Consider the following 21,844-nt stretch of genomic DNA (forward strand, 5'->3'; position numbering starts at 1 on the left):
TACTCTACTTACAGAACCATGGCGAAATCATTTTTACCCACCATTTTCGAACATCCGTATGAAATCGACCCCAAATACGGAAAAAGCGTAGCGTACTTCTCCATGGAATACGCCATTGACAATTCATTCAAAATCTACTCCGGCGGCCTGGGCTACCTGTCCGGCTCCCATATGCGCAGCGCCCATGACCTGCGCCAGAACCTCGTAGGTGTCGGCATCCTGTGGAGCTACGGCTACTACAACCAGATCCGGGCTGAAGACGGTTCCATGGCCACGCAGTACATGCGCAAGAACTACCCGTTCCTGGAAGACCACAACATCAAATTCCTCATCCACGTCTGCGGCGCCCCCGTCTGGGTGAAGGCCTACTTCCTGAATCCGGAAACCTTCGGCACCGCCCCCATGTTCTTCCTTTCCACGGACCTGGAGGAAAACGACGAGGAAAGCCGCAACATCTCCCGCCGCCTGTATGATGCCAACGGCTTCACCCGCATCGCCCAGTACGTGCTGCTCGGCAAGGGCGGCGCCCGCCTCTTTGACGAGCTGGGCATTGAACCGGAAATCTACCACCTGAACGAAGCCCACGGCCTGGCCGCCGCCTTCCACGTGCTTGCCAAGACCGGCAGCGTGGAGGAAGTGCGCAAGCGCTTTGTCTTCACCACCCACACTCCGGAAGAAGCCGGGAATGAAAAGATGGACGTGAACACCATGAACACGTTCTCCTTCTTCGACGGGCTTTCCATGGAACAGGTGCGCGCCGCCGTAGGCCTGACGGACAACACGTTCAACTACACGCTGGCCGCCCTGCGCCTCTCCCACATCGCCAACGGCGTTTCCAAGCTCCACGGCGAAGTTTCCCGCCAGATGTGGAAGGACTATGAAGGCGTGTGCCCCATCATCCACATCACGAACGCTCAGAACCAGAAATACTGGCAGGACCCGGAACTGGCGGAAGCCTTCCAGGCCCGCAACAAGGAAGCCTTCATCCGCCGCAAGCGCGCCCTGAAGAAAGCCCTCTTCCGCATGGTGGGGGAACAGACGGGCCGCGTCTTTGACCCGAACTGCCTCACCATCGTCTGGGCGCGCCGTTTTGCGGCCTACAAGCGTCCGGACCTGGTCACCGGCAATCCCACCATGTTTGAACGCATGCTCCAGCGCACCAATTATCCGGTGCAATTCATCTGGGCCGGCAAGCCCTACCCGATGGACCACGGCGCCATTGAAATCTTCAACCGCCTGAACGACATGACGGCCAAATACCCCCGTTCCGCCGTACTCACCGGCTATGAACTGGGCCTGAGCCGCTACCTGAAGAACGGCTCCGACGTGTGGCTCAACAACCCCGTAGTCACCCGGGAAGCCTCCGGCACCTCCGGCATGTCCGCCGCCATGAACGGCTCCATCTCCGTCTCCACCAATGACGGTTGGATCTGTGAATTCGCCAAGGACGGAGAAAACTGCTTCGTCATCCCGGAAGCGGCTCCCCACCTCTCCCCGGAAGCCCGCGACCGCTCCGACCGCGACAACTTCTACAACATCCTGGACGACAAGATTCTGCCGCTCTACTACGATCACAACGACAAGTGGATGGACATCGTCTTCAATGCGATGACGGATATCTACCCCGAGTTCGACTCCGACCGCATGGCGGACCAGTACTACACGGAAATGTACAACAGCTAAGGAAACATCCTTTCCCGCTTTTACGCAACGGCCGCCCTTCCCCGTGGAAAGGCGGCCGTTCCTGTTCAAGCCTGTTTCAAAAATCCATGGACCGGAGTTGAGGAATCCTCAAAAAAAACCGGAGACTATTTGGCCTCCCCTTCTTCGCCGCCGGCGTCAGCCGCGGCCTTGTCCGCGGGCCGCTTGCGGCGGTGCGCAAAAACGTTCTCCTGCTGCCATACGCGGGAAAAGGCGGACGTGATGAGCCCCGTGGAAATGGCGATAATGGATACGGCAATGAACATGATCACCCCGGTAAAAATGCGCCCCATGGGCGTAATGGGCACCAGATCGCCGTACCCCACCGTGCTCAGAGTCTCCACGGCGAACCAGAGGGCGTCAAAAAAGGAGCGGAACTTCTCCGGCTGGGCTTCATGCTCCGCAATGTAAATGCCCAGGGACGTGACGTACAACATGAACAGGATCACGGAGAAGAACAGGAAAAATTCATCCCGGATCAGGTAAAAGGCCTTTTTAAAACTGGCTGCGGTTTCATTAAACCGGGCCAGCTTGAAGATGGCCAGCACGCGGACAATCCGCAGGGAATAAAGAATCTGCCAGTCCACTCCGAAAAACATGCCCAGGAACGGCACGCAGACGATGAAATCCAGAATGCCCATGCCGCTGAAGATATAAGCCTTCCGCGGCTTGGCGCACAGTACCCGCAGGATGTACTCAAACACAAAGAAATAGCTGATCCAGTAATTCACCTTGGCCGCAATGCGGCCTACCAGCGGGTGAACGTCCGGAATGGCATTCAGCGTGTACAGCATGAACCATACCAGAATCAGCACCCTGACGACGTTTTCCCAGGGGCCGAAATTGGCTGCGCCTTGCTTGGTGCGGGTAATCAGGGGCATGGCGGAAATCAGGAATGAAGGGCGGCTTTCCACTCGTCAGCCTTGAAGCCGACGCAGATCCTCCCGTTGGTGATTAGAATGGGGCGTTTGACCAGCATGCCGTTGGTAGCCAGCAGGGCCACCTGCTCCTCCAGGCTCATGCCGGGAAGCTTGTCTTTCAAATTCATGCTCTTGTACAGCAGGCCGTTGGTATTGAAAAACCTCTTGGACGGCAGGCCGCTCTCTTTAATCCAGGTCCGGAGCTCCTGCGCCGTGGGATTCTGCTCCACAATGTGGCGGTCCTTATAGGAAACGCCCTGTTCATCAAGCCATTTTTTGGCTTTCTGGCAAGTCGTGCACTTGGGATATTCAATAAACAAGGAAGGCATACCTGCACGCTAGCCCCGCAAACACACCGGGTCAAGCGGGCAGCACAGCCATCCTGCCGTCATGACTTGATTGGAACACGCCGGACGCCTCCGCCGTGAAAGCGGCGTACCCTGAAAAAAAACGCAGCAGGAAGGCCCGGCGCTCCGGAACGTCAAAGCACCATGGCGCTTCCCAGTTGCGCGATGGAAACGGGATTGGGCTGCCGCGCCCTGAGCGCCTCCGCCAGGGCGAGGGAGGCCTTCTCCTCCCCGTGCGCCAGAATGATATTTCTCTTGGGCCCTCCGGTCTTGTCAAAATATTCCAGCAGCTCTCCATGGTCCGCATGGCCGGAAAAGGAATCCATCTCCCGTATCCTGGCCCGGACAGTGTACTGCTTGCCCAGGATGGGAACCTCCTTCCACCCGTCCATGATCTTGCGGCCCAGCGTATGTTCCGCGCAATAGCCCACAAAAAGGACCGTATTCTTCGGGTTGCCGATATTGTTTGCCAGATGGTGGAGGATGCGCCCGGCTTCACACATGCCGGAGGCGGAAATAATGATAGCCTGCCCGTTCATCTTGTTCAGCTCCTGGGATTCCCCTACGGAACGGATAAGCCGCAGCTGTTCAAAACAGAACGGATCCTTTTCCCGGAACAGGAAATCGTACACCTCCTTGTTGAAGCACTCCGGATGAATGCGGAAAATCTCCGTGGCGCCCACGGCCATGGGGCTGTCTACATACACGGGCAGCAAAGGCAGCGAGCCTTCATGATAAGCCCTGTTCAGCAGGTAAAGAAGCTGCTGGGTGCGTTCCACGGCAAAAGCCGGAATGTAAACGCGGCCGCCCAGCTCCAGAGCCTCCCTGATCACCCTGCAGAAGGCTTCGTCATCACGGGAGGGGGCTTCATGGAAACGGCCTCCGTAAGTACTCTCCATCAACAGGATGTCCACATCCGGAACGGGCACGGGATCACGCAGGAGTTCATTATCCCCCCTTCCCACGTCTCCGGAAAACAGGAAGCGCTTCTTCCGCCCGTCTTCCCGGTCCTCAATATCCAGGCACACCTGCGCGGCCCCCAGAATATGGCCCGCATCATAAAACGTGAGCGTCACGCCCGGAACGACGGGGATGGACCGTTCATACCCGATATTCACGAACTGGCGCATGCACCGTTCCGCGTCCTGTTCGGAATAAGTGGGATAAATCTCCGGCTGCTGAATGCCCCGGCGCTTGTTCATCTTATTAATGAACGCGCAATCGTGCTCCTGGATGCGCGCCGCGTCCGCCAGCATGAGCTGGCAGAGGTCCCGGGTCGCAAACGTACTGTAAATATTCCCCTGAAACCCCTGCTTCACCAGATTGGGAAGGTTGCCGGAATGGTCGATGTGCGCGTGGGAAAGAACCACCGCATCCACCTCCGCCGGAGAAAAATAGGGAAAATCCTTGTTGATGTGCCAGGCCTCCTCACGCCGCCCCTGGTACATGCCGCAATCCAGAAGAATCCTGCTTCCGTTCACCTCCAGCAAATGCTGGGACCCCGTCGTCGTACCCGCCGCGCCGCAAAAATGAATTTTCATTAATACATGTGTACAACAAGCCCCCGGCCAACGCAAGAAATCAATGCCTGGACCTTGCGATTCAAGGGAGTTAGCCGTTCAACCCGTGAGGTATAGCTCCTCCACCGCACCCTGTGAAAACCGGAAGTCCTTCATCCCCTAATGACTGACTTCCGTTCAAGCGTAAAGATATTGTCCTTCCTATCTTCCGGCGCCATGCTACTGGAACAGGAACCTCCCGGTCCTTGTAAAAAATCTTCCCGCACGCCTTCCTGCGCCCCCCTGCCATCCAGGCACAAAAAAGGGCGGGAGTTCCCGCCCTTTTCCTTCTGCCGTCAGGCAGTAAAAACTTACTTGGTCTCTTCCTTGGTTTCCACCGGCTTTTCCGCTTCCACGTCAATGGGCTGGGAAAGCTCGGGGGAGGGGCGGGTTTCCGGCTTGGAAGCGGAAGCATCGCTCACGGTTTCCTTTTCCGTCTTCAACAGCTCCTCTTCAAACTCGGACTTGGCCTTCTTGAACTCTCCCAGGCTCTTGCCCAGGCCGCGGGCGAATTCCGGGAGTTTCTTAGCGCCGAACAGCAGGAAAACGATCACCAGAATGGCGATAATCTCCGGCGTTCCCAGACCAAAAATAGCTAACGTGTTCATCATGGAGTGCTACGGTGTTTTTAACAGATTTTTTTCATGACGGATACTCCATAATACGCTTCATGCGTCATCAGAGGATTCCTGTTCCTGTTTTTGCTGCTCCGCAAGCCTTCTGACGGCAAAACGGTGGAAACGCCAAACGACCAGGAAGATCACCAGGAAAAGCGCAGGGAAGACAATCACCAGAATGGCGATAATCTCCGGCGTTCCCAGTCCAAAAATAGCTAACGTATTCATCATGGAGTGCTATGGTGTTTTTAACAGATTTTTTCATGCCGGATACCTCATAATGCGCTTCATGCGTCATCAGAGGATTCCTGTTCCTGTTTTTGCTGCTCCGCAAGCCTTCTGACGGCAAAACGGTGGAAACGCCAAACGACCAGGAAAATCACCAGGGAAAGCGCAGCCATGCTGCCCCATAGCAGCCAGAACGCGGCGGAAGCCGCCCCTTCATCCCCCAGTTCTCCGGCCTGGTTCCAATAATAATAGGACAGCACCGGATTCCAGGACAGGGTGCTGCCCGGCAGAAGATGGAGGCGCGCCATGCGGTTCATGGCCGGCAGATAAGCCGCCTGGGCGGATGCTTTCATCAGGGAATCCCCCTGCGCATCATCACCCCGCGTATAATACACCTGGGCCAGCATGTACATGGCCTTGGGGTCCCCCGTTGCGTCTGCGGCGCGCCGCAGCAACCTGTAGGCTTCATCCGCATCCAGTTCCCCGCCTTTCCCGTTCTGGAGCAATTCCGCGGCCTTCAGGGCGGCAGGGGGGTAACCGATGGCGGCGGCTTCACGGTACAGGGCCAGCGCACGCGCCGCCTGTTCTCCGGAAGGAGAGCCTTCCATCAGCATGTCCGCCAGGGCAGCCATGCTGTACGGATCCTTCCATTCCGCGCCTTTTTCAAACCAGTTGAGGGCTTTTTCCCGGTCAGGAGGCATATACTTGCCGTCCCGGTACATCATGCCCAGTTCCATGACGGCGCCCAGATCCTTCCGTCCGGCCGCCTTTTCAAACCATTCCACGGCCTTGGCCGCATCCTGCGGAACGCCCAGGCCATCCCGGTACTTGAATGCCAGAAGCCCCTGCGCCGTCAGGTTGCCGCTTTCCGCAGCATGAAGGAGGTACGGAACCGACTTTTCCGGAGAGCTGTCCGGAACCAGCTTCCGCTCATAAACAAGGGCCGCCCACAACGCCGCCTTGGAATCGCCGGCGTCCGCCTCTTTCCTCCATGTTTGGAGGGCTTTTTCATAATAGCGGGACGCCGTTTCCTCATCCTTCGGACCGCCGGTTCCCTTGGAGGCCATTACAGCCACCTGGTACTGGGCCGCGGCATTCCCGCTGTCAGCAGCGCGGGTAAACCAGTACCGGGCCTTTTCAAGATTCTTGGGGTACAAGCGGCTTCCGGTATAAAACAGCTTGCCCAAATCCAGCATGGAATCCATGTCCCCGTCATTAGCCCCCTTCTCCGCCAGGGAAACATATTCAGACATCCATTTGGACGTCTCCGGGGCATTTCCCGCCACATCATAATGCACGGCCAGCTCCCGGGCGGCAGCTTTATCCCCGTTATGGGCTTTCTCCTGAAGACTGGACAGGTACGTCCCAAAATCCCCCTCACCGGCAGGAGCCGGGGAGGGAGCATCCTGAGACGCATGAAGCGGAGGCTGAACGAGGCACAGCCCACACAATCCGGCAAGGAGCCACCATTTGCACTGCTTCTTCATACCGGAACAAGTCAATCATTAACGGCCCCTGTTTCCACGGGAGAAACCGCCGGAAGATCTGCCGCCAAAGCCCGGTTTGCGAAAACCGCCTTCGCGGCGCTGGAAGCCTCCCTCGCGGCGATCTCCTCCGAAACCGCCTTCGCGACGTTTGAATCCTCCTTCGCGGCGGTCTCCGCCAAATCCTCCCTCTCGACGCTGGAAGCCTCCTTCACGGCGGTCTCCACCAAATCCGCCTTCACGGCGCTGGAAGCCTCCCTCGCGGCGGTCTCCTCCGAAACCGCCTTCGCGGCGTTTGAATCCTCCTTCACGACGGTCTCCNCGGTCTCCACCAAATCCGCCTTCACGGCGCTGGAATCCTCCCTCACGGCGGTCTCCTCCGAAACCGCCTTCGCGGCGTTTGAATCCTCCTTCACGACGGTCTCCGCCAAATCCGCCTTCACGGCGCTGGAATCCTCCTTCGCGGCGGTCTCCGCCAAATCCGCCTTCACGGCGCTGGAAGCCTCCCTCGCGGCGGTCTCCTCCGAATCCTCCTTCACGGCGCTGGAAGCCTCCCTCGCGGCGGTCTCCTCTGAAACCTCCTTCACGGCGCTGGAAGCCTCCCTCACGGCGATTGCCACCGAAGCCGCCTTCCCGGCGCTGGAAACCGCCTTCGCGGCGTCCACGGAAACCATCTTCCCGGCGTTCGCGGGAACGGAATCCGAAATCATCCCGAAGGTCTTCCCCGTCCTTGATTTCATCCTCGTCTTCCGTATCCGCAAAGCGGGTTTTCATTTCCGGAGTAGGTTCATAAGAATCCCCAGCCTCAAAATCTTCCGGATTAAATACATAACCTTCATCGGAATCATTGTCTTTCCCGCTCTGTTCGCCCTTGGCGGAAGTCCCGGCGACAAGCTGGGAAGCGCCCAGGTACTTGCGCTGGCGGGGAGGATTCTTCAGCAACAGGGCTACGTCCGCATCATCCAAGAATCTCCAACTTCCGGGTTCCAGATCCCCCCCCCACAGGGAGCCGATGCGCACGCGCACCAGCTTGCGGACACGGAGACCCAGGCACTGGAACATCTGGCGCACCTGGCGTTTCAACCCCTGTTCCAGAACAATGCAGGCGCGGCGCGCGGAAGCGCGGCAGACGTACTTGGCCTTGGCATTGCCTTCCGGAATACGGACTCCGCGCAAAAACTGCATCAGCACGGAATTGTCAAAATTCTGATCTACCGTCACCCAGTATTCCTTTTCAATCCCGCCGGTAGGGTGGGAAAGGGTCTGGGTCAGCTCCCCTTTGTTCGTCATGATCAGGAGGCCTTCGGAATCCGCATCCAGCCGTCCCACATAATTCAGATGGCGCAGACGCGGCGGCAGCAGGTCGTAAACAGTGCCTATGGCCCCCTGGGCTTCACGGCTGCATACGTACCCGCGCGGCTTGTTCAGCAGCACTACGACTTCTTCCATGGGGGTCATGTGGCGACCGTCCACCTTCACGAAATCCTTCTCCGTCACCCTCATTCCGGGCGTATCAATAACCTTCCCGTTCACTTCCACGCGTCCTTCCTCAATCAGTCTGTCAGCCACCCGGCGGGAATCAATGCCGCAGGATGCAAGGAATTTATTAATGCGGATACCTCCGTTTTCTTCGGAGCCATGTTGTTCTTCACTCATATTGGTATAATGTCCGCTATCTCAGCGGATGGTTTTGTATTGTTTGTATTACGGCAATTTGCGCCCCCCAAAAAAAGAGGGAAAGCCTTCTTTGCCGGAAGAAAAAAGCCTCTCGGTTCATAGACATCCGAGAGGCTTCCTGTATTAGGAAAATGACTTGCCGTGCATGACTCCGCCGGGAAACTCTCCGGAGGGGGTAAAAGCAGGCTTAAGCTTCATGCTTGGTCTTCGGCAGGCCGAGGGGGCTTTGGCCCTTCTTCCATTCGCCGCGTTCCTTGAGAAGCTTGACGCGTTCAAAACGCTTCAGGACGGAACGCTTGCCGCCTACGGTACCGGTTGCTTTGAGGCTGGAATGCTTGGACATGATCTTATGTTTTGTAAAAGGTTCAGAAAGGTGCTTTACACCACCCTCGCGGTGGCAGGCGAGGTCTTATAACGGAAGGCCCCGGTCTTGGCAAGAGAAATTTGACGCGGCGGTCAAATATCTCATTCCACGGCATCCTCCGGATGCGCCTTCAGCCACGCCCTCCATAAATCCGGACGGTTCAGCCGCGTACGCTCCAGAGATTTCCCGTGCTTCCACTTTTCAATGGCGGGATGGTTGCCGCCCAGCAGAATGTCCGGAACGGCCATCCCGCGGAACACATTCGGCTTGGTATAGGCGGGCGCCTCCAGAAGGCCGTTGGAAAAAGATTCCTCCACGGAAGAGCGTTCATCCCCCAGCACACCGGGAATCAGGCGCGCTACGGCATCAATCACCACCACGGCGGCAATCGCCCCGTTCGTGAGAATATAATCCCCGATGGACAGCTCCACATCCACCAGCTCTTCCACCACGCGGTGGTCCACCCCCTCATAATGCCCGCAGAGAATGATGAGGTGGCCGCCGGATGCGGCCAGCTCCCCGGCCAGGGACTGATTGAAGGTGCGGCCCTGCGGGGTCATCAGCACCACGCGCGTTTCCGGCCTGCGGAGTTCCTCCACGGCGGCAAAAATGGGTTCCGGTTTCAACAGCATGCCCTGCCCGCCCCCGCAGAGGTAGTCGTCCGTCTTGCGGTGCTTGTCCACCGTCCAGTCACGGATGTTATGGCAGCGCACCTCCACCAGCCCCTTTTCACGGGCCTTACCCAGGATGCTGCCGCCCAGGGGGGCTTCCACCATCTCCGGGAACAGGGAAAGAACGTCAATAATCAGTCCGGCGGCCATAAGAAGGGAAGGAAAACGTCAGCGTTCGCGCTTGTGGCCGCGCAGCATGGCCTCAATAAAGGGGTCCAGGTTGCCGTCCATCACGTCCTGAATGTTGCCGGATTCCACGCCCGTGCGCAAATCCTTCACCATCTGGTAAGGCTGGAAGACGTAGGAACGAATCTGGTTGCCCCAGCCGATGTCCCCCTTTTCACTGTACTGGCGGTCGGCTTCCGCCTGCTTCTTGTCTTCCTCAATCTGGTACAGCTTGGCGCGCAGCATGTTCATGGCTTCCTCCTTGTTGCGGAGCTGGCTGCGTTCGTTCTGGCAGGCCACAATCACGCCGGAGGGAATGTGCGTGATGCGCACGGCGGTTTCCACCTTGTTCACGTTCTGGCCTCCCTTGCCGCCGGAACGGTAGGTGTCCACCTTCAAATCCTTGTCCAGAATCTCAATATTGATGGAATCGGAAACTTCCGGCGTGGCGTCCAGGGAGGCAAAGGAAGTGTGCCGCTTCCCGGCGGAATCAAAGGGAGAAATGCGCACCAGGCGGTGGATGCCGCGTTCATTCTTCAAATAGCCGTAGGCGTACTCGCCATCCACCTTCAAGGTCACGGAACGGATGCCGGCGTCATCCCCGTCCGTGCTTTCCAGATAAGTCACGGAAAAGCCGCGGCGCTCACACCAGCGGATATACATGCGCAGCAGCATGGACGCCCAGTCACAGGCTTCTGTGCCGCCGGCACCGGCGTGGATGGTCACGTAACAGGAAGCCTGGTCCTGCGGACTGTTCAGCAAGGTCAGCAGCTCAAAATCCGCCAGGGACTTCTGCCACTTGGCAAACTCCTCCACGGCCTCGCGGCCCAGATCGTCGTCATCCGCCTCCTGGGCCAGTTCAATGGTGGCGTCAATATCCTCCAGCCTGGACTTCAGCCCGGAAAAGGCCTCCATCCTGTGTTTCAGGGGGTTCACTTCCGCCATCAGCGCCCGGGCGGCATTCTGGTCATCCCAGAAATCCGGTGCGCTCATGCGTTCGTCCAACTCGGCCACTCGTTGTTGAATGCCGGCCAGGTCAAAGATAGCTCCCGAGCTCGGAAAGACGGCTGTGTAAAGCAGCCGTGTCGAGCGCCGAGAGATCTGCAGCGATATGGGGATCCATGCGCGGGAACCTACCACGAAACGGTTGAACGGAAAAGGGCAAAATGCCAATTCCTCCGGTCATTCGTTTTCATGGGGAATTTCCTGTGCAGAACTTCAGAGGGGTTCTGCCAGGACAGGGAACCCGGGCTACAAAACTTCCGGCCCAACCGGGTTTTCCCGGTTTCCGGCCTTCATTAAAAACGGCCTCCGAAGCGCAGCGGAGGCTTTATCTAAAGCCCGCCGCCACTGACCCTAAACTTGCCCGGCAGCGTCATCACCGGCTCCTTCAAAAGGCCGTATCCGGCAGGACTTGAGCTTTTCTATCTCCTCAAAGGTCATGATATGCTCAATCTGGCAGGCAACCTCATTGGCGCGTTCTTCCGGAAGGGCAAGCTCCTCCCGCAGAAAATCAAACAGGATGCCGTGGCTGACAATGATTTTCCCTGCAATCCGGCGCCCCTGGGGGGTCAGTTTGACCGGAGCGTACTGCGTATACTCCACCAGCCCCATGTCCGCCAGCTGCTTCACGGCAGACGTCACGGACGGCATTTTCACCTTAAGCATCTCTGCAATATCCCGCACCTGGGCCGTTCCGCTCTTTTCAGACAGCAGCCCGATGGCCTCCAGATAATCCTCATTGCTCTTGGTCAGCTCCAACATGGTATAAGAGAACAGTTAATCCCTTAGGCGGAACTAACTCAAGACTTTTTCCATCCTGATTTGGAATGAGAAAAAAAACCGCCGCGAATATCACTATTCGCGGCGGCTAAATCAATCAGTGAATTACGGAGATAAGCTTACTTCTCTTCAGAAGGGCTCCATTCTTCGTTTTCACGGGTAGCCAGGTTGAAGGCGTGCTCCAGACCCACCATGTCGCTGCTCGGGCGGAGAGCTTCAAAGGAGGCGGTTTCACGGCGGAGCTGTTCGGTGTCGTAATTGACGGCCTTGATAGAAAGGCCGATACGGCGTTCGATGCTGTCCACCTTGATCACGCGGGCGGTGATTTCATCACCCACCTTGATCACGTCCTTCACGCGTTCCACGTGGTCTTCGCTAAGCTGGGAGATGTGAATCAGGCCGTCGATGTCGCCGTTCAGGTTCACAAAGGCGCCGAAGCTGGCGATCTTGGCCACCTGGCCGGTCACCATGTCACCCACCTTGAAGCGGTCGTTGATGGATTCCCACGGATCGGACTCAAGCTGCTTGATGCCAAGGGAGACACGCTGGTCTTCCTTCTTGATTTCCAGAACGATGGCTTCCACTTCGTCGCCCTTCTTGAGGACTTCGGAGGGGTGGTTGATCTTGCGGGTCCAGCTCATGTCGGACACGTGGATCATGCCGTCGATGCCTTCTTCCAGGCCCACAAAAGCGCCGTAGGGAGTAAGGTTGCGGACCTGGCCCTTGATAACGGTGCCGATCGGGAAGCGGGATTCGATATCCGCCCAGGGATTGTCTTCCAACTGGCGAACGCCGAGGGAGATTTTCTGTTCCTTCACGGAGATGGAAAGCACCACGGCTTCGATTTCCTGGTCCAGCTTCAGCACGTCGCTCGGACGGGTGATTCTCTTGACCCAGGACAATTCGGAAACGTGCACCAGGCCTTCCACGCCCTTTTCCAGCTCCACGAAGGCGCCGTAAGGCAGAAGCTTGGTCACGCGGCCCTTGACATGAGAATTGATCGGGTACTTGCGTTCGATGTCCGCCCAGGGATTGTCCGTCATCTGCTTCAGGCCCAGGGAAACGCGTTCCTTTTCGCGATCCACTTCCAGAATCACGACTTCCAGGGACTGGCCGATATGGAGCATTTCACTCGGGTGGTTCACGCGGCCCCAGCTCATATCCGTGATATGAAGCAGGCCGTCCATGCCGCGGAGGTCGACAAAGGCGCCGAAGTCCGTGATGTTCTTCACGAGGCCTTCCACCTTGTCGCCTTCCTTGACGGTTTCAAGGAAGCGCTGGCGCTGGTCGGCGCGTTCGGCTTCGATCACTTCGCGGCGGGAAAGGACGATGTTCTTGCGGTCGTCGTTCACCTTGACGATCTTGAATTCGTAAACCTTGCCCACGTATTCGTTCAGGTCGCGCGGAGGAATGATATCCACCTGGGAACCGGGAAGGAAGGCTTCCACGCCAACGTTGACCATGAGGCCACCCTTGACGACGCTCTTCACTTTACCCTTGACCAGGCCGCCATCGCGGTACACGCCCACGATCTTATCCCAGTTCTGCTTATGGGCGGCCTTTTCCTTGGAAAGGACGACGATGCCTTCGTCGTTTTCGAGGCGTTCCAGAAGGACCTCGATCTGGTCCCCCACTTCGATTTCCTCGTCTTCAAACTCGGAAATGGAAATAGCGCCTTCGGACTTGTAGCCGATGTCCACCAAAACGACTTGGGGACGGATTTCCTGGATGGTTCCGGTAACGATGGAACCTTCACGCAATTCGCGGAACTTGCTGTCAATAAGTTCCGCCAGTTCAGTTGTGCTCATTTAAATGGTTGATGAGTTAGTATTGCCGATTTTTCTCATGGCCCCTTATTGGCCGGCGGGCAATCGGGGCGCCTTCCCCCGCCGGGCGAAAAATCGGTTGCCTTCAATACCAGTTTCACGCAAGAACTCAAGGCTTTTCTTGAAAAACTCCTTCGATTTTTTCCCGCCCCTGCGGCGCCCCGCCGGACGGCGGCAAAAACGAGCGCACAAAAACCTTGTAGCCCTCCCTCCCCATGTTAAATTCCGGCTAATGGGAAAATGCGGAACATCCGCATCCGTCAACCACTCCCGCCGCAAAGCCATGAAAAAAATCATCCTGTCCCTCCTCGTTGCGGGGCTGTCTGGAACAGCCCTCATTCACGCCGCGGAACCCGTCAAACTGGACCAGCCGGACCTGGAACGGGGAGCGCCCGTCATGAAGGCCCTCTCCGACCGCCAATCCATCCGGAGCTTTTCTGAAAAAATGCTCTCCCAAAAAGATCTGTCAGACCTGCTCTGGGCCGCCAACGGCGTCAACCGCCAGGATTCCGGCAAACGTACCGCCCCGTCCGCCATGAACCGCCAGGACGTCAAAATTTACGTGTGCACGAAAGACGCCTCCTACCTCTATGACCACAAGGCCCACGCCATGGTCCCCGTAAGCGACGGGGACGCGCGCCCGGCGGACGCGCCCGTGTGCCTGGTTCTTGTGACGGACACGGCGGAACCCTGGGCAGCCATGGACGCCGGCATCGTCTCCCAGAACATCTCCCTGTTCTGCTCCGGGACTGGACTGGCCACCTACCCACGGGCCAGCATGAACAAGGATGCCCTGGCAAAAGCCCTGAAACTGGCCTCCCCCCAAACGCCCATGCTCTGCCATCCCGTAGGGTATAAAAAATAACAACTTCCGTAACCGACGAAATCAGGGCTCCGGCAGAATATCCACGTAAATGCCGGGAGAGCTCCCTTCAATGGGCATCGCACCTACCGTCCGGGCATAAAACTCCGCAGGCCCCACCCCGCCGATAATCCCGTAGGCATGCCCCATCTCACGGAGTGCGTTCAATGCGGAAACCAGCAAAACCTTGCCCACGCCGCTCTTGCGCGCCTCCTCCGCAACCCCCATGGGGCCAAGAAAACCGCGCGCCGTCACGTCATAGCAGGCAAAACCGAGAATCTTCTTCTCCCGTGTGGCGATATAACAGGAAACAGGCTGGCGGCTGAATGCGGTCTTCGTTTCGCTCACCCACTTGGGAGAAAAATTCCGGTCTACCCATCCAGCCACCAAATGGCGTTCATAAGCCCCCGGACGCCGAATCAGAATGCCTTCCTTTCCAAGCTTCCGCAACTCTTCTTCAATATCAGGCAAATCATACAGCCGCACCAGCATATCCATCATAACTACGGTACCGTATCACAACCAAGTGCCGCAGCGAATAAAAAAAACTGGACAAACCTTCCTTTCACCCGTAGACTTCGCCGCACCACAAACAACGAGCTGTAGCGCAGGCTGGTAGCGCGCTTCGTTCGGGACGAAGAGGTCGCAGGTTCGAATCCTGTCAGCTCGACCACTTTTTAATAGCCGCCTCCGGGCGGCTATTTTGTTTTCTGACTAAATCAGTCATCCGTCAAATTTCCCATTGCCCCGCGCCTGCTTCTTTTCCTAAAATATAGGTAATGAGTGAATACTACCTGAAACTCCCCGGTGATTCCCAGCCGAGAGCTTATTCCGAATATGAGGTCCGAGAATTTCTGGGACAGGGGGTGATCGACTCAACAACGCTCACCTGGAAACAGGGCATGGATGGATGGATGCCCGTGGAACAGGTACTGCCGGCTATGCTCTCCGCCCCGGAAAAAAGCCGGGATGAAGAAGAGGAAAGCCTGCCTGCAGACCAGCCGTACCGTTTGCGGTATCCCCTGGCGGGTCTTGCCAGATTGTCTATCCTGGCATGCATTGTCCTGCTCCCCTGCATGCTCTGGAGCAGTTGGATTGTCTTTTCCAACAATACCGCCAGTTATGAGGAAATCCAGGCGGCCATTCAGCAGAACCTGGCCCAGCTCCCTTCCTCCGCTGCGCCGATGGTCTTCCTCTTCAGCATTTTGTTCATCCCTTCCCTGCTGATTCAGCTGATCTGGCTGTACCGGGCGTGCGCCAATGTTCATGGATTCCACATCCAGGGGCTCCGGTTCACACCATTCCTGAGCGTCATCCTGAGCTGCATGCCCGTAGTCGGCATGGTGCTGAATGCGCTGATTCTTCAGGAGCTGTACCGTGCGTCCAAGAATCCGGCGGAGTGGATGCTGCAAACTCCGTCCCGCTCCCTGCGCCTGTACCTGCTTGTTACCACGGCCCTGACCCTGTGCGCCCTTTTCCCCTTTGGGGCTGAACATTACCTGGCGGCGTTCCTGGTGATTGGCTCCCTGATGACGGCGGCCACCGTGCTGTGGCTGGTCTGCGTCCTGCAAATCAGCAGGAAACAGCAGGAGCTGGTTTCCGAAAATACGGACACGCAACCGTGACCGCCTGGCTTTCTTCGTTCAGCGTTCTTCCTTCTTCGCCGTGTCCGGCCGGTCATCCGGCAGTATCTTGTCCAGAGCTTCCATACTGTTATCCCTGTACAGGTTTTCCAGCAGTTTTTCCCATCCCGCCGCCATTTGGACCTGTTTCAGGGCAATAATGGGATCAGGCATCACCACGCCAGCAGGGGGGGCGTACTGTTTCAGCACTTCATCCGGATTGATCCGGTTGAACGTTGTCTTTCCATAGCCCGGCATCCCCGCTTCATGGGCAATGGATTCAATTATTTCAAAATGTAAATGGGCCAGATAATTCCCATGCGCAGTGCCTACGGTGCCGATCTGCTCTCCGCGGCCCACCAGGGAACCTAGGGGAATATCGCTGACAGTCTTCAAATGGGCATACAGGCTCTGTATAAAACGGCCGTCCGGCAGTCGGTGAAGCAGCACCACCACGTTGCCCCAGTCTGGGGAAGGTTCGCCCGCGTAAACAAGCAGGCCGCGTCCGGCAGCGCGCACCGGAAGGCCTTCATCCGTATTCTCCCCGCCAATTCCATTCAAATCCTGTCCGGTATGCCGTCCGCCGCGGGGAACATTCATGTCCCCCAGTCCCTGGGCAACGTAGGTAAACGCTCCATTCTCATCTCCCAGCGGAGACGTAAACACATCCGCCAGCGGGGCCTTGGCCAACTCCTGGGGAGTCAATAAAATCATCCTGTAATCTACAGGAACGGGAGCCGACAAGGGCACATCTTCATCATAAATATTATGGCGCATCCCTGCCTCCGGAGAGGCGGCATGGCTGGTCTTGTACCAGGCAAACGCCGTTATCAGGACACAGGCCGTTCCCAGAAGGCCCAGGATGACGCGGGATGTCGTCTTGTCTATCATCGTCCCGACTTTATATCCACTCCGCCGGATTTACAACCACAAGATGGTCAGTCCAGCGTCTGCGGGAATTTTTCAGTCCACAGCTCACGCGCCGCACGAATGTCTTCCGCAGAGGCGCGGCCTGAAAGCTCCCAAACCAGCGGGACTCCATGCGGGAAAAAGGGCAGCAGGCGTTCAAACGGTACCCCGCCGCCCAACAGGGGAACCTGATGGTCCCGGGAAGGCCACTTGACGTCGTTTACATGACCCCCTATCAAATGGTGGGACATTCTGCGAAGAAACTGCTCATGATTCAAGATAAGCAAATTGTGCTTTCTCTGAATATGGCCGAAGTCATGCCAGTAGCCAATGAAGGGATTTTCTCCAAACTCCTGCATCAGCAGGTCCATCTCATCCTCGCTGGGAACCTGCTCGTAATGGCTGCGCCCCTCTATGCCCAGCTTCACGCCAAGTTCCGCGGCGCCAGGGAGAAGCTGCCGGATGGCCTCACGGGCGCGCTCCAGGTAAACAGGAGCCATTCCGTTGCGGCGGCGCACAAACTCTCCCTTGGTTCCGGCAAAAGACTCCGTTCCCACCATTCCCTGCCGTGCCAGGCTCTGCAAATGGGCCGTATCCGTACGCTTCACCAGAGGCTCTACCGTACCCATGTGGAGGACAATGTATCCCGCTCCCAGGGCCGCGCCCTGTTCCATGGATTTTTTCGTCAGTTCAATCGCCTTGCTGCGCACCTGGGACAGATCCGCCGTAAACGGCCTGCTGTCCGGAGCGTCCCCCACCTCGTCAATCGGAGCGGGGAAATAATTATGAACGCCGGCCACCTGAACTTTCCCTGCTTCCACCGCCTTCATGATGCCGGGCAGGAGGGAGAGCTTGATGCCGTGGGAAAGCTCCACATGGTCAAATCCCAGGGAGAGGATTTCATCAATCATCTCTTCTCCGTCCTGGTGACGGTGGGAATTCCAGCATGTAGAAAATACCAGCATAGGTTAAAATAAATTATGGTAACTTGATGGAGCCCGGTTCCGTATAGGAATCCTTCATCCATTCCCTGACGGCGGCAGTCATGCTGCCGGCCACGTCCGCGCGGGGTTTTACGAAGGCAGGGACAAACCACGGGAATGCGCCCACCAGATCATGAATCACCACTACATCCCCGTCGCATGTATGAGCGCCGGAGCCGATGCCCAGCGTGGGAATGGGAGAATGGACGGTAATCTGACGGGCCGCATGAGCCGTCACGCCTTCCACCACCACGGCGCAGGCTCCCGCCTCCGCCACGGCTTTCACGTCCCTCACCAGGGCCTCCGCCTCCGCGGAGGATTTCCCCTTGATCTTGTAACCGCCTTCCTCCAGCACCTTCTGCGGCAAAAGGCCGATGTGCCCCACCACAGGAATGCCGGAATCCACAATGGCGCGGATCTTTTCCGCCTGGGATGCCCCTCCCTCCAGCTTGACGGCATCCGCTCCGGCCTGGAACAGGCGCCTGGCGGACTGCACGGCATCCTCCACGGTATCATAGGTATGAATAGGCATATCCCCCACCAGAAGAGCATTCTTTACGCCACGGGCCGCAGCTTCCACATGGTGGAGCATGTGGTCCAGCGTCACGTGGGTGGTATCCGGAAACCCCAGAAGCACCATTCCCACAGAATCCCCTACCAGAACAATGTCCACGCCGGCTTCATCCAGAAGACGGCCCGTGGGATAATCATAACCGGTTACCAGCGTTACGTGCCGCCTGTTCTTGCAGGCGCGGATGCGTTCCGCTTTTTCAAGAGATTGATTCATGATGTTCAGTAAACAAGCAGTTACCAGCGTTCCGAAACCAAGAGCGGGTCAGCCTCATCCGTATCCAGTTCCGCCAGCAGCTCGGCAACCGTCTTATCCTGCCGCGGCAGAATGAGGTCCGGCCTGATATCGGAAAGGGGCTTCAGGACAAACTTCCTAAGATGGGCCCTGGGATGGGGAAGAATCAGGCGCGGGGAATCATTCACCACCATGTCTCCCACATAAATGATGTCTACGTCCGCGGTACGGGGCTCACAGCGGATGCCGGAGCGGACGCGCCCCAGCGCACGTTCTATTCCCTGGCAGTGCACCAGCAGCTCTTCCACCGTGCCGGGCCAGGTGAACTCTACCACGGCATTCAAATAATCATCCGCTCCATGCGGGCAGCCCTGGGGACTGGTAGCGTACAGGGAAGATTGTAAAAAAGGATCGTCAGACAGGCTCATCTGCAGCAGATGGTCCCGGGCCTGGACCATCAGGCTGTTCTTGTCCCCCAGGTTGGAACCCAGTGCAATGCCGGCTCTCTTCATCACGCAAAAAAAGCGTCATGGCCGCTCCGGGAAAGAAGGACGGCCATGACGCCGGAAAAATTATAGCTCGGACAGGCCCAGGACGTCTTCCATGGTATACAGTCCCGGTTCCTTTCCCTGGAGCCAGAGGGCGGCGCGAACCGCTCCGGAGGCGAATGTCATGCGGCTGGACGCCTTATGGGTCAGTTCCAGGCGTTCGCCGTCAGAGGCAAACACCACGGTATGGTCACCCACCACATCACCCCCGCGCAGGGAATGCATGCCTATCTCCTTGGCCGGGCGTGGGCCCACCAGGCCTTCACGGCCAAAGACCACGCTGTCCTCATAATTCCGGTCAATGGCGCCGGACAAAATTTCCGCCAGGGTGCGGGCCGTGCCGGAAGGAGAATCAATCTTGTGGCGATGATGCATTTCCATCACTTCAATGTCACAGCTGTCTCCCAGAATCTGGGCCGCCTTGCGCGTCAGCCAGAACAGGGCGTTCACTCCTGCGGAATAATTGGAGGCAAACACGATCGGGATGGACGCGGCTGCATCCATAATTTCCTGCCGTTCCAGAGCCGTATGACCCGTGGTGCCGATCACCAGGGGCTTGTTATTAGCCACGGCTTCAGCCAGCAGGGTGCTGGTGAACGCATGATGGGAAAAATCAATGACGACGTCGCACTTGGCGAGGGCCGGATAGAGCTCCTGCCCCTGGTCATGCGTGGCGCCCACGCAAGTGTCCGGATTCTGCGTTACCGCCTCCTGGACGGCCTGGCCCATGCGGCCGGAAATACCTGTAACAAGAATGGAAATCATATAATTAAGATATTAAAGAACGTTGAAACGTTGAAGAAGAGCGGAAAGCTGGGCTTCCTTCTCTTCCGGCAAAGGAACCAGGGGGAGGCGCACGCCGGGCTGGATATCACCTCTCAACGCCAGTGCCGCCTTGATCGGAACCGGGTTGCTGTCCAGCGTCATCAATCCCTTCATGAGGGGATAAAACGTCTTCTGGAGGGAAAGCATTTCTCCCATATTCCGGTCCAGTCCGGCCTTCACGATGGAATTCATGATGCCGGGAACCAGGTTGGAGGTCACGGATACCAGACCGCTGGCTCCGCAGGCCATAAAGGGTACCGTCAGGCCGTCATCACCGCATAGAATGGTGAAATCTTCAGGAACCACCTGCATGAGCTGATTCACACGGTCCACGCTGCCGCCGGCCTCTTTCACGCAGATGATATGCGGGCAGTCCTTTGCCAGCCGGCCAACCGTCTCCACACTGATCTCAATGCCGCAGCGGCCGGGAATGCTGTAAAGCATGATCGGGAGCCTCGTAGCGTCCGCAATGGCCTTGAAATGGGCATAAACGCCATCCTGGGAAGGCTTGTTGTAATAAGGGCACACCTGAAGCGTACCATCCACGCCCATCTTCTCCGCTTCCTGCGTCATGTGGATGGCCTCTGCGGTGGCATTGGCCCCTGTACCGGCAATTACCTGGATGCGGCCCGCAGCGTACTTGACGGCCAGTTCAATCACCCTCAAGTGCTCTTTTACAGTCAAGGTGGGGGATTCTCCCGTGGTGCCGACAGCCACAATACCGGCCACGCCGGCAGCAACCTGGGCTTCCACAAGCATTCTAAAAGCCTCTTCATCGACACGACCGCCGATAAAAGGAGTCACAATTGCTGTATAAAGACCTTGAAACTTCATAACTTTACTTGGGGGCATACTATCTTAACAGACACTTTTTGTCACGACAGAATACAGAAATATGGCACGCCTGTCAGGCATCCAAAAACACCGTCCGTGAACAGGCGGAACAAAATTCCAGGTAGGACTTGAGAAAGAAGAGGGGCGTTTCCGGACGGAAGCCGTGCCTCCAGGCTGCCCTTCTTCCATTAACGACGATGTATTCCTGGTGGATATGCCGTCCTTCACTCCCGCACAGGAACAACGCCGCCGCGCAGGCAGAGGAAGCCAGCCGGGAATTCGAGACATGCCGGAATACCGGACGGTGAATTACCACCCGGTTCATTCTGATATCACTCCGGTTCAGGCAATCTTCCATTCCGGTTCCCCCCTTGCGGCTCTCCTTCCTCCGCCTCCCCTCTCTTCCGGAACGGGAAACCATGTGGACGACCATGGCGCCGGAAATAAAAACATGTTCCAGCAAAACAGCCAGGCGGCTACGTGCGGAACAATTCAAGCCTTTCACCTCAACCCCAGCATCTTCACAGGTAAGCAGATAATCCACCCGCCCATACAGGGTGTGCACCAATCCCGCAAAAGAAGCCAGATCTGGGGAATGGTCCAGATGTCCGGACATGGCAAAGTGATTGGAGCCCGGAAGACAGCCGACCACGCGGGATGCCTCTTCACCGTGCTCATGCAGCATGGCAACCGCAGTTCCCTGGCAGGCAAATGCCCTGGCCGCCAGAGATCCTATGTTACCGGCATTCCCCAGAATAACGGCAACAGGTTTCTGAATAATATGAGATTTCATACGCCGCTATTCTGACGAAAGAACGTGGTCCGTCAATATCCGGCACCCCCTTAAGCCGTTAAGAAAAAAGGAGGAATAGTTAAGGAAATATTATAACGGGCCTTTGTTCTACTTAGCCGGAGGCTAGATTCAAGGAGACAAGAAAACGAACAGGCCCCAACAGTGATGGGACTGTTGGGGCCTGATGAAAAAAATCCCGGCGGCGACCTACTCTTGCGGGACCTATCGTCCGACTACCATTGGCGCGGCAGCGTTTCACTTCCGGGTTCGGAACGGGACCGGGTGGGACCACTGCGCTCTGGCCACCGGGCTTCAGGGGGAA

The 21,844-nt window shown here is 57.3% G+C and carries 23 protein-coding genes, 1 tRNA gene and 1 rRNA gene; 4 read left to right on the forward strand and 21 right to left on the reverse strand.

What is annotated here, in order from left to right; all coding sequences use genetic code 11:
* Window positions 1-18 precede the first annotated feature (18 nt).
* Window positions 19-1,683 (forward strand): alpha-glucan family phosphorylase, encoded by a 1,665-nt coding sequence (gene glgP, locus CXU21_RS05945; RefSeq protein ID WP_022396089.1) that lies wholly within the window; start codon window positions 19-21, stop codon window positions 1,681-1,683.
* Between the two features lie 125 nt (window positions 1,684-1,808).
* On the opposite strand, the gene CXU21_RS05950 is transcribed toward glgP, so the two are convergent.
* The 12 genes from CXU21_RS05950 to CXU21_RS06005 form a co-directional block, all read right to left on the reverse strand.
* Window positions 1,809-2,582 carry an ion transporter gene (locus CXU21_RS05950; protein WP_102722708.1) on the reverse strand — a complete coding sequence of 258 codons (774 nt, stop codon included), beginning with the start codon at window positions 2,580-2,582 and terminating at the stop codon, window positions 1,809-1,811.
* A gap of 8 nt (window positions 2,583-2,590) precedes the next feature.
* On the reverse strand, window positions 2,591-2,950 hold the full coding sequence (locus CXU21_RS05955) for an arsenate reductase family protein (RefSeq protein ID WP_102725392.1): 360 nt from the start codon (window positions 2,948-2,950) through the stop codon (window positions 2,591-2,593).
* A gap of 152 nt (window positions 2,951-3,102) precedes the next feature.
* The gene (locus CXU21_RS05960; RefSeq protein WP_102711340.1) at window positions 3,103-4,509 is read right to left on the reverse strand and encodes an MBL fold metallo-hydrolase RNA specificity domain-containing protein; all 1,407 of its coding nucleotides are present in this window, start codon (window positions 4,507-4,509) and stop codon (window positions 3,103-3,105) included.
* A gap of 329 nt (window positions 4,510-4,838) precedes the next feature.
* Window positions 4,839-5,138, reverse strand: coding sequence for a Sec-independent protein translocase subunit TatA/TatB (gene tatA, locus CXU21_RS05965; RefSeq protein ID WP_102725393.1), 300 nt, complete (start codon window positions 5,136-5,138; stop codon window positions 4,839-4,841).
* Between the two features lie 57 nt (window positions 5,139-5,195).
* Window positions 5,196-5,375, reverse strand: a complete 180-nt coding sequence (locus CXU21_RS12370) for a hypothetical protein (protein ID WP_180971127.1) — start codon at window positions 5,373-5,375, stop codon at window positions 5,196-5,198.
* A 56-nt stretch (window positions 5,376-5,431) separates the two neighbouring features.
* A complete protein-coding gene (locus CXU21_RS05975) occupies window positions 5,432-6,859 on the reverse strand; it encodes a tetratricopeptide repeat protein (protein ID WP_102711344.1) in 1,428 nt (475 codons plus the stop codon).
* A gap of 18 nt (window positions 6,860-6,877) precedes the next feature.
* Window positions 6,878-8,512 carry a pseudouridine synthase gene (locus CXU21_RS05980; protein ID WP_102725394.1) on the reverse strand — a complete coding sequence of 545 codons (1,635 nt, stop codon included), beginning with the start codon at window positions 8,510-8,512 and terminating at the stop codon, window positions 6,878-6,880.
* A 208-nt stretch (window positions 8,513-8,720) separates the two neighbouring features.
* The gene (locus CXU21_RS05985) at window positions 8,721-8,876 is read right to left on the reverse strand and encodes a small basic protein (protein WP_012419301.1); all 156 of its coding nucleotides are present in this window, start codon (window positions 8,874-8,876) and stop codon (window positions 8,721-8,723) included.
* A 122-nt stretch (window positions 8,877-8,998) separates the two neighbouring features.
* Entirely contained in the window at window positions 8,999-9,718 is a 720-nt protein-coding gene (trmD, locus tag CXU21_RS05990; RefSeq protein ID WP_102712393.1) for a tRNA (guanosine(37)-N1)-methyltransferase TrmD, read from the reverse strand.
* 18 nt (window positions 9,719-9,736) lie between these two features.
* Window positions 9,737-10,856 (reverse strand): peptide chain release factor 2 gene (prfB, locus tag CXU21_RS05995; protein ID WP_343125738.1). Its coding sequence is split into 2 segments (ribosomal slippage): window positions 9,737-10,771 and window positions 10,773-10,856, totalling 1,119 coding nucleotides; the frame shifts between segments, so codons are not numbered across the junction.
* Between the two features lie 233 nt (window positions 10,857-11,089).
* Window positions 11,090-11,497, reverse strand: a complete 408-nt coding sequence (locus CXU21_RS06000; RefSeq protein WP_102725395.1) for a metal-dependent transcriptional regulator — start codon at window positions 11,495-11,497, stop codon at window positions 11,090-11,092.
* 137 nt (window positions 11,498-11,634) lie between these two features.
* Window positions 11,635-13,323 carry a 30S ribosomal protein S1 gene (locus CXU21_RS06005; RefSeq protein WP_102712389.1) on the reverse strand — a complete coding sequence of 563 codons (1,689 nt, stop codon included), beginning with the start codon at window positions 13,321-13,323 and terminating at the stop codon, window positions 11,635-11,637.
* 301 nt (window positions 13,324-13,624) lie between these two features.
* Between CXU21_RS06005 and CXU21_RS06010 the strand changes: the two genes are divergently transcribed.
* A complete protein-coding gene (locus CXU21_RS06010; RefSeq protein ID WP_102725449.1) occupies window positions 13,625-14,206 on the forward strand; it encodes a nitroreductase family protein in 582 nt (193 codons plus the stop codon).
* A gap of 21 nt (window positions 14,207-14,227) precedes the next feature.
* On the opposite strand, the gene CXU21_RS06015 is transcribed toward CXU21_RS06010, so the two are convergent.
* The gene (locus CXU21_RS06015; protein ID WP_102725396.1) at window positions 14,228-14,704 is read right to left on the reverse strand and encodes a GNAT family N-acetyltransferase; all 477 of its coding nucleotides are present in this window, start codon (window positions 14,702-14,704) and stop codon (window positions 14,228-14,230) included.
* 95 nt (window positions 14,705-14,799) lie between these two features.
* Between CXU21_RS06015 and CXU21_RS06020 the strand changes: the two genes are divergently transcribed.
* Both CXU21_RS06020 and CXU21_RS06025 read left to right on the forward strand, forming a co-directional pair.
* Window positions 14,800-14,876, forward strand: a tRNA-Pro gene (locus CXU21_RS06020).
* A 106-nt stretch (window positions 14,877-14,982) separates the two neighbouring features.
* The gene (locus CXU21_RS06025; protein ID WP_146016983.1) at window positions 14,983-15,828 is read left to right on the forward strand and encodes a GYF domain-containing protein; all 846 of its coding nucleotides are present in this window, start codon (window positions 14,983-14,985) and stop codon (window positions 15,826-15,828) included.
* Window positions 15,829-15,846: 18 nt separating this feature from the next.
* On the opposite strand, the gene CXU21_RS06030 is transcribed toward CXU21_RS06025, so the two are convergent.
* The 8 genes from CXU21_RS06030 to rrf form a co-directional block, all read right to left on the reverse strand.
* Window positions 15,847-16,716, reverse strand: coding sequence for a M23 family metallopeptidase (locus tag CXU21_RS06030; protein WP_102725398.1), 870 nt, complete (start codon window positions 16,714-16,716; stop codon window positions 15,847-15,849).
* Between the two features lie 47 nt (window positions 16,717-16,763).
* Entirely contained in the window at window positions 16,764-17,699 is a 936-nt protein-coding gene (locus CXU21_RS06035) for a sugar phosphate isomerase/epimerase family protein (RefSeq protein ID WP_102725399.1), read from the reverse strand.
* A 13-nt stretch (window positions 17,700-17,712) separates the two neighbouring features.
* Window positions 17,713-18,504, reverse strand: a complete 792-nt coding sequence (gene panB / locus CXU21_RS06040; protein ID WP_102725400.1) for a 3-methyl-2-oxobutanoate hydroxymethyltransferase — start codon at window positions 18,502-18,504, stop codon at window positions 17,713-17,715.
* A 20-nt stretch (window positions 18,505-18,524) separates the two neighbouring features.
* Window positions 18,525-19,034 carry a 2-amino-4-hydroxy-6-hydroxymethyldihydropteridine diphosphokinase gene (gene folK, locus CXU21_RS06045; protein ID WP_102725401.1) on the reverse strand — a complete coding sequence of 170 codons (510 nt, stop codon included), beginning with the start codon at window positions 19,032-19,034 and terminating at the stop codon, window positions 18,525-18,527.
* A 60-nt stretch (window positions 19,035-19,094) separates the two neighbouring features.
* Window positions 19,095-19,835: a 4-hydroxy-tetrahydrodipicolinate reductase gene (dapB, locus tag CXU21_RS06050; RefSeq protein ID WP_102712377.1), complete on the reverse strand. Its 741-nt coding sequence runs from the start codon at window positions 19,833-19,835 to the stop codon at window positions 19,095-19,097.
* 12 nt (window positions 19,836-19,847) lie between these two features.
* On the reverse strand, window positions 19,848-20,729 hold the full coding sequence (gene dapA / locus CXU21_RS06055; protein WP_102725402.1) for a 4-hydroxy-tetrahydrodipicolinate synthase: 882 nt from the start codon (window positions 20,727-20,729) through the stop codon (window positions 19,848-19,850).
* A gap of 73 nt (window positions 20,730-20,802) precedes the next feature.
* Complete coding sequence (locus CXU21_RS12160) at window positions 20,803-21,522, reverse strand: hypothetical protein (RefSeq protein WP_146016985.1); 720 nt, start codon at window positions 21,520-21,522, stop codon at window positions 20,803-20,805.
* A 194-nt stretch (window positions 21,523-21,716) separates the two neighbouring features.
* A 5S ribosomal RNA gene (rrf, locus tag CXU21_RS06070) occupies window positions 21,717-21,832 on the reverse strand.
* Window positions 21,833-21,844: the final 12 nt, after the last annotated feature.

Source organism: Akkermansia muciniphila (assembly GCF_002884975.1).
Classification (GTDB): domain Bacteria; phylum Verrucomicrobiota; class Verrucomicrobiia; order Verrucomicrobiales; family Akkermansiaceae; genus Akkermansia; species Akkermansia muciniphila_C.